Origin of the sequence: Exiguobacterium sp. UBA6282 (genome assembly GCF_002440475.1) — a bacterium.
Classification (GTDB): Bacteria; Bacillota; Bacilli; order Exiguobacteriales; family Exiguobacteriaceae; genus Exiguobacterium_A.
Genome location: NZ_DJUM01000031.1, coordinates 1 through 6,112 on the forward strand (window position 1 = coordinate 1; position 6,112 = coordinate 6,112).

Annotated in this window: 8 protein-coding genes; 3 read left to right on the plus strand and 5 right to left on the minus strand. The window is 48.4% G+C overall.

The features are described from left to right. The coding region (locus tag B2751_RS09380) for an ArsR family transcriptional regulator (RefSeq protein ID WP_290774417.1) at positions 1-444 on the plus strand (444 nt) is incomplete at its 5' end. 14 nt (positions 445-458) lie between these two features. Further along, positions 459-1,679 carry an MFS transporter gene (locus tag B2751_RS09385; protein WP_290774419.1) on the plus strand — a complete coding sequence of 407 codons (1,221 nt, stop codon included), beginning with the start codon at positions 459-461 and terminating at the stop codon, positions 1,677-1,679. Between the two features lie 53 nt (positions 1,680-1,732). On the opposite strand, the gene B2751_RS09390 is transcribed toward B2751_RS09385, so the two are convergent. The 4 genes from B2751_RS09390 to B2751_RS09405 all read right to left on the minus strand — a co-directional run bounded on the left by B2751_RS09390 (position 1,733) and on the right by B2751_RS09405 (position 4,414). Beyond that, complete coding sequence (locus B2751_RS09390) at positions 1,733-2,215, minus strand: DMT family transporter (protein ID WP_290774421.1); 483 nt, start codon at positions 2,213-2,215, stop codon at positions 1,733-1,735. A gap of 12 nt (positions 2,216-2,227) precedes the next feature. Continuing rightward, complete coding sequence (locus tag B2751_RS09395) at positions 2,228-2,896, minus strand: Crp/Fnr family transcriptional regulator (RefSeq protein WP_035399014.1); 669 nt, start codon at positions 2,894-2,896, stop codon at positions 2,228-2,230. 15 nt (positions 2,897-2,911) lie between these two features. Then, a complete protein-coding gene (locus tag B2751_RS09400) occupies positions 2,912-3,340 on the minus strand; it encodes a DMT family transporter (protein WP_290774423.1) in 429 nt (142 codons plus the stop codon). Between the two features lie 135 nt (positions 3,341-3,475). Further along, complete coding sequence (locus tag B2751_RS09405) at positions 3,476-4,414, minus strand: NAD(P)H-dependent flavin oxidoreductase (RefSeq protein WP_290774425.1); 939 nt, start codon at positions 4,412-4,414, stop codon at positions 3,476-3,478. A gap of 91 nt (positions 4,415-4,505) precedes the next feature. Here B2751_RS09405 and B2751_RS09410 point away from each other — a divergent pair, with 91 nt between their 5' ends. Then, complete coding sequence (locus B2751_RS09410; RefSeq protein ID WP_290774427.1) at positions 4,506-5,045, plus strand: gamma carbonic anhydrase family protein; 540 nt, start codon at positions 4,506-4,508, stop codon at positions 5,043-5,045. A gap of 46 nt (positions 5,046-5,091) precedes the next feature. Here B2751_RS09410 and paaX read toward each other — a convergent pair whose 3' ends face one another. Continuing rightward, positions 5,092-5,976 carry a phenylacetic acid degradation operon negative regulatory protein PaaX gene (gene paaX / locus B2751_RS09415; RefSeq protein ID WP_290747967.1) on the minus strand — a complete coding sequence of 295 codons (885 nt, stop codon included), beginning with the start codon at positions 5,974-5,976 and terminating at the stop codon, positions 5,092-5,094. Positions 5,977-6,112 lie beyond the last annotated feature (136 nt).

Below are 6,112 nucleotides of genomic sequence, written 5' to 3' on the forward strand. Positions count from 1 at the left end.
TATCACGTACGGGAACTTGAAAAGCATGACTTGATTCACCTCGTCCGGACGGAAGAACAGGGCGGCAATCTATTGAAATACTATCAAGCGATTGCTCGAGGATACATTCCTGCCGATCATCTACTGAAATTCGTCGAGACGAATGAAGCGACCCGGCAGTCGTATCTCGAAGTGTTGGACCGGGCAAAGACACGCGTTCTTACGGCTCCGACAGCTACTTTTTCTCCTTCATCTTCGAACGTCGAGGACTGGATGAGCTTATCACTTCAAAAGGAACTGACGATGTCTGAAGCCGACTTTCAACGCTTTGCTACAAAATATCGTGCTCTATTGGACGAGTTCACACGGTTCCCTTCACTAGACGAAGAAGATAAAAAACACTTCTATATCATGACGACTGCCTTTGCAATTGATGAACCACTATTTGAGAATGACGAGGTCTAAACCGGAGGTGCCACATGCTGCCTATTGAAATGGATACGCAACAATCGCTGTTTAAAAATCGATCTTTTTTATTTTTATGGGGGTCCGGTATGTGCTCTGCCCTCTCCCTATCAACCTATCTGTTTGTTGAACAATGGTATGTCATCCATACGCTAAACCAGGCTTCATTTCTTGGATTCGTCCTCATGGCCACCTTGTTACCCCGTATTTTTCTCATGTTATTCGGTGGCGTCCTATCCGATCGCTATAAACGTTCGACGATCATGCGCATCTCGAGCGCTTTACGGATCAGTTTCATTCTCTGTCTTCTCGCATTACTTCATACCGATCAGCTTACATTGCTGACGATTTTAGGATTCGCCTTTCTATTCGGTAGTGTGGATGCATTCTTTTCGCCGGCGAATGCTTCCTTACTGCCTACACTCGTTCCTAAAGAACAACTCACTAAAGCCAATTCACTGATTCAGACATCTAATCAAATCGCCCTCTTTTCAGGTCCGATTCTTGGTGGAGTCATCCTCAGCTATTCTTCTTACTCGCACGTCTTTCTCGTGATTTTCGGCACACTCTGTCTGACGCTCCTTTTCACGTATGGTATTCGCGAATCTAAGATCAAGCGATCGCTTCAGCATTCAGCTCTCTTTGAACTAAAAGAAGGGCTACATTACGTCTTTCACCTTCAGCAACTCAAGCAGACACTTTTTCTTGTCATCTGTGTCAACTTCTTTTTCTTTGGACCACTCTTACTCGGAATCCCCTTACTCGTTCATGATGTGCTCCAAGGAGATGCGATGGATTTAAGTTATATGCAAGGGGCTTATCAAATGGGAATGCTCGGAGGGGCGCTCTGGAGTGGTTTTACGCAGAAGAAAGCAAATGGGCTTACCTCATCGGTCCGATTGATTGGCGCCTTAGGTTTGCTTTTCTTCCTGCTTAGTCAAGTCCAGCAGATTTTGTTGTACCTGATCATCCTGTTATCACTTGGTGTCCTTTCTTCCATCATCAATATTCGCTTCATTACGTTCATCCAGTCTCAGTGTGCGGAACAGACGATGGGACGTGTCATGAGTGTCGTGAATGCCGCGTCAAACGGTCTCGTTCCATTATCTTATGCGCTTCTCTCTTTTCTACTGTCGTTTCATGTTTCAATCACGACGATCATGTTGTACTGTGGTCTTCTCATCCTTGTCCTCTCGCTTTACTTTAGAAAACGCATGATCCAGGTCAAAAACTAGTCAAAAAAAGACAGTGGATTGGAATACCACCGTCCTCGTTCTGTATTCGGTTATTACGAAACACGTTCTATCTGATCCTTTGCCTGTTGTTCCGGCGCCACGACTTGATACCGCTTCAAAATGAAGATCCCACATACCATGACAGCGAGACCGACGAGCTGACCGAATGATAAATCAATTTGTGGTAAACCGAACCAACCGAACGTATCGACAGCGAGAGCAAAGCTTAACTGCGAAATCAGAACGACAGAGATCGCGACGGACGGACCAAGCAATTGAATCCCGCGCATGACACAAAAGACGACACCGACACCTACGAGTCCACCGAACCAGTAGAGTGGTGAAACGTTTTGAATCTGTCCGATCGTTCCACCACGAAACAGGACATACGTGATGCTTGCTCCGATGAAGCCGACGAAGAAAACCAGCGTCGTCGTCGCCCATGCGCCGAATGCATCACTCATCCGAGCATTCAATACCGTCTGCAAACTGATTAACATTCCAGCCAATACGGCACACACAATGCCTATTATCATGTTCGTTCCTCCTTACTCATAGCTGTTACCGTTCGCTTTCTCGCGAATCCGTTCCAAATCGACGATGATGATCTTGCCACGTCGTCGAACAAGGATCTCTTCCTCACACAACTTCGTGATGATCCGGTTAAGGTGACGATAACTCGTTCCAAGCCAGTCAGCGACGTCATGTAGATTCGACGTCCGCATCTCCTGATAAAACAAACTGTCACTAGCTTCGGACGCAATCGATAATAAGTAGCCTGCAAATCGCTCCTCGACCGTATAGAGTACGTGGTGCGACGCTGATTTCGAATCGGCATACCACTTCGCTGTAATTGTTCGTAGTAAAAATTGCAGAAAGACATTCGTCGTATTGTGCTCGCGTAAAATCGCATACGGCACGCTCAACACATCGACATCGGTCACCGCCTCAACTGTATTCAACACTTCTCGTTCATTGATGAACTCGGCGTCACCAATCACTGTCAGTGGTGTTTTGAATCGTAAAATCCGTTGTTTCCCTTCTGACGAAGCAGCAGAAATCTTGACCTTGCCTGCGACGATGAAGTACATCCGGTCGATTGTCGCACCGGTCGTACAGAGGAGTTCTCCTTTTCGGAAGGTTTCTTCACGCAACCAAGCGCGCGTCTCTTCCGTTAAAATCGTATCCAGTCCATATTGTTGGATGACGGTTTCCATGTTCGTTCCCTCCCTTTAGGCAAGTGAGAAAATCGCAACTCCTGCAAGCATGAGACCCACACCAACCCACTGACCACAATTTCCTTGTTTTTTTAAGACACCGAACCATCCTTTTAAATCAATCAGAAAGGCACATAAAATCTGCGCGACGAGTAACAAACACATCGCCCATGTCATGCCGAGTTTTTGGATCGCTGTGAGTTCCGTTACGACGACTAGCACGCCAATCAAACCACCGCTCGCATAAATCCACGGTAACTGACGGAATCCGCCGATTTTCCGATCTCGTACGAAGCTATAAATGACTAAACAACCCATCAGACCAACAAAGTGGACGATCAATACGGATAACCACGGTCCGACGCCTGTCGCAAGGCGCGCATTGAATATACCTTGCAGGGCGATGAACAGACCGCTCATCAAAGCAAACACGACTCCTTGCACGTCATCTCCTCCTTTAATCTCTACACTAGAGTAGACCTTATTCGTGCCTCACTTGAAAAGGACAAATGTCCCATTTTCAAAAAAACATGAAAAACCCGCTTTCCACAAGCGGGTTTACGGGTCATCATTGTATGTTCATGTCGCAAAACGAGCAGTCGTCCGCTTCAGCTGTTCCTCTGCTTCCTCCATCATGCGCGTAAACAACTCAGCAACCGTTGGCACATCACGAATCAAACCGGCAACCAGTCCAGCGTTGACATATCCTTTCTCTTCATCGCCTTCAAGAGCGCCTGTAATATGATACGACTCATTCGTCTGATCGAGAAAAGCAGTAGGTGTCTCGGCTGTGAGGTGTTCGACGTAAGGACCATCAAGGACACGTCGGACAAATCCAACGGAGCGCCCGATGATGCGTGTATCGGTATCTGTCGCATCCGTTAAGCGCGATTTATAAACTGGATGAACCTTCGCATCTTCCGTCGCGATCAACCGTGTTCCGAGCTGGACGCCGGCAGCACCAAGCAACAGGACAGCTGCTAGTCCACGCCCATCGCCAACCCCACCCGCTGCAAGAACCGGAATCTTGACCCGGTCGACAAGCTGCGGAATCAAAGTGAGGGTCGTCAGTTCAAGCGGGGAATTGATACCTGCCGCTTCAACCCCTTCTGCTACGAGTACATCAGCGCCTGCCTGTTCTGCCTTTACTGCCTGTTTGACCGAGGCGACGACCGCAATCGTTTTGATGCCAGCGGCTTGTAGTCGCTCTATGTATGGTGCCGGATTTCCTGCCGACAAAGAGACGACCGGAATCTTTTCTGCAATCGCGAGATCGATCAGTGCTTCCGTATAAGGAGATACACGAATCGCGATGTTCAAGGCAAATGGTTGCTCCGTCAGGGTTCGTGTCTCCTGAATCCGAGACGCTACTTCATCGACCGACAACGTACCGCACCCAAGCGTTCCGAGTCCTCCGGCATTCGACACCGCTGCCGTGAGTGCTGCATGACTAATGTTACCCATCCCTCCTTGGATCAATGGATAACGAATGTTGAATAGCTCACAAATAGGAAACATATCTTTCCTCCGTTCTCGACTCCCACCGCATGATATACTGACAGGGAATGAATAGTAGTTCATCTTATCCTAGAAATGAGGTCGTTCTGTTATGAAGATTCCGTATCAATCGATTCATCCGAACGTAGCATCCGATGTATTCATCGCTCCTGGCGCTTATCTGATTGGAGACGTCACGATCGGTTCCGAGTCTACCATCTGGTTCAACGCTGTATTACGCGGTGACGAAGGACCGATTACAATCGGCAAACGCTGCAGTATCCAAGACAACGCAACGATTCATCTGTACGAAGGCGCACCTGTCGTCATCGAGGATGAAGTGACGGTCGGACATAACGCGGTTTTACACGGCTGTAAAATCGGACGTCGTTCGATCGTCGGAATGGGCGCGACCGTTCTTGATCATGCAGACATCGGTGAGGAATGCATCATCGGGGCGAACACGTTGATTCCATCAGGAAAAGTCTTCCCACCCCGTTCGCTGATCATCGGCTCACCGGGTAAAGTCGTGCGTGAACTGACGGAATCGGACCTCGCGATGATTCAGGAGTCGATTGATTCCTATGTCGATAAAGGTTACGCTTTCCGAAACATTCTCGCAGGATCAGCTGAACAGAACACATCTGAATGACACGAATGCGGGGCGGATCGCGTGATCTGTCCCGCTTTTTTATATATCATCGTTCCGCAAACAGCGGGTGTTCTGTTGCATCATACGAAGCGCTACGTTGTGACACATCGTGTGTCTCTTCAAAGATTGATTCAAAGAACCGGCTCGCTGGTTGCGCAAGCAGACGGTAATATTGCTCGAACAACAGTGCCGCATGGTGTCCGCTCCAAGCATCCGGTAATAGTTCTTGCGGGAGTCCCGGATCCGTGAAGAGGAATTTTCGGTACTCATGTACGAGCATCGTCCGTTCGACGAAACACTGCTCATCCGTCATTTCTCCTAGTTGGAGCTGACTCTGATGGACGATGTATTGCCGGCTATAATCCGTGATGAACGTTTCGTAACGTTCCTGCAATTCCTCTAGTGGAAAAGCGCGCTCAACAAGGGATTGGTCTTGCTTCGGACCGTGGTATTCACCGACGAAGAAATCGACATACTCTTCGATTTCGTACGCTTCAATCAATCGTTCCGCCTCTTTTTCAAGCGGATTCGGTGAAATCCAAACCCCGTTCGATAAGTTGCCAAACCCACTCCACGTCAGTTCTTTGCGGAGCTCATCGCGAATTTGGCGTTTATCCTCCGGAATCGTGTACATCAGCGTCCGCCACTTCCCGTCCCAGTCGTGCGGTGTTGATCTGTAGATCCGGCGCGCTGCTTCTTCCATCCGTTCCACCCCACGTGGTGTCAATGAATAGAAGCTTTTATTTCCTTGTTTCTCGGAGACGAGCCAGCCTTGTTTAACCATTCGGGACACAGCAACCCGAACGGCCTGTTCGTTATGTCCGAACTCTTTGACGAGTCGAATTAAACTCCCGACCCAGATTTGATTGCCGTAATGGCGAATGTAATCGCCGTAAATCGTAAAGATCATCGATTGGGTGTTCGCACTCATGGTATTCACTCTCTCTTCAGTCGTTCATAGTGTGTATCGTTAGTATACGGGTTATTTCAAACGTCGACCATCCTCATCTTCCTTCAAAGCGTGGTGGTCGTTTTTCAGCGAAGGCTTGTAGCGCTTCCTGACGATC

Coding starts and splice junctions, on each gene's coding strand:
- B2751_RS09410 (WP_290774427.1), top strand. CDS start 4,506: ATGAAGATTCCGTATCAATCGATTCATCCGAACGTAGCATCCGATGTA.
- paaX (WP_290747967.1), bottom strand. CDS start 5,976: ATGAGTGCGAACACCCAATCGATGATCTTTACGATTTACGGCGATTAC.
- B2751_RS09385 (WP_290774419.1), top strand. CDS start 459: ATGCTGCCTATTGAAATGGATACGCAACAATCGCTGTTTAAAAATCGA.
- B2751_RS09395 (WP_035399014.1), bottom strand. CDS start 2,896: ATGGAAACCGTCATCCAACAATATGGACTGGATACGATTTTAACGGAA.
- B2751_RS09390 (WP_290774421.1), bottom strand. CDS start 2,215: ATGATAATAGGCATTGTGTGTGCCGTATTGGCTGGAATGTTAATCAGT.
- B2751_RS09405 (WP_290774425.1), bottom strand. CDS start 4,414: ATGTTTCCTATTTGTGAGCTATTCAACATTCGTTATCCATTGATCCAA.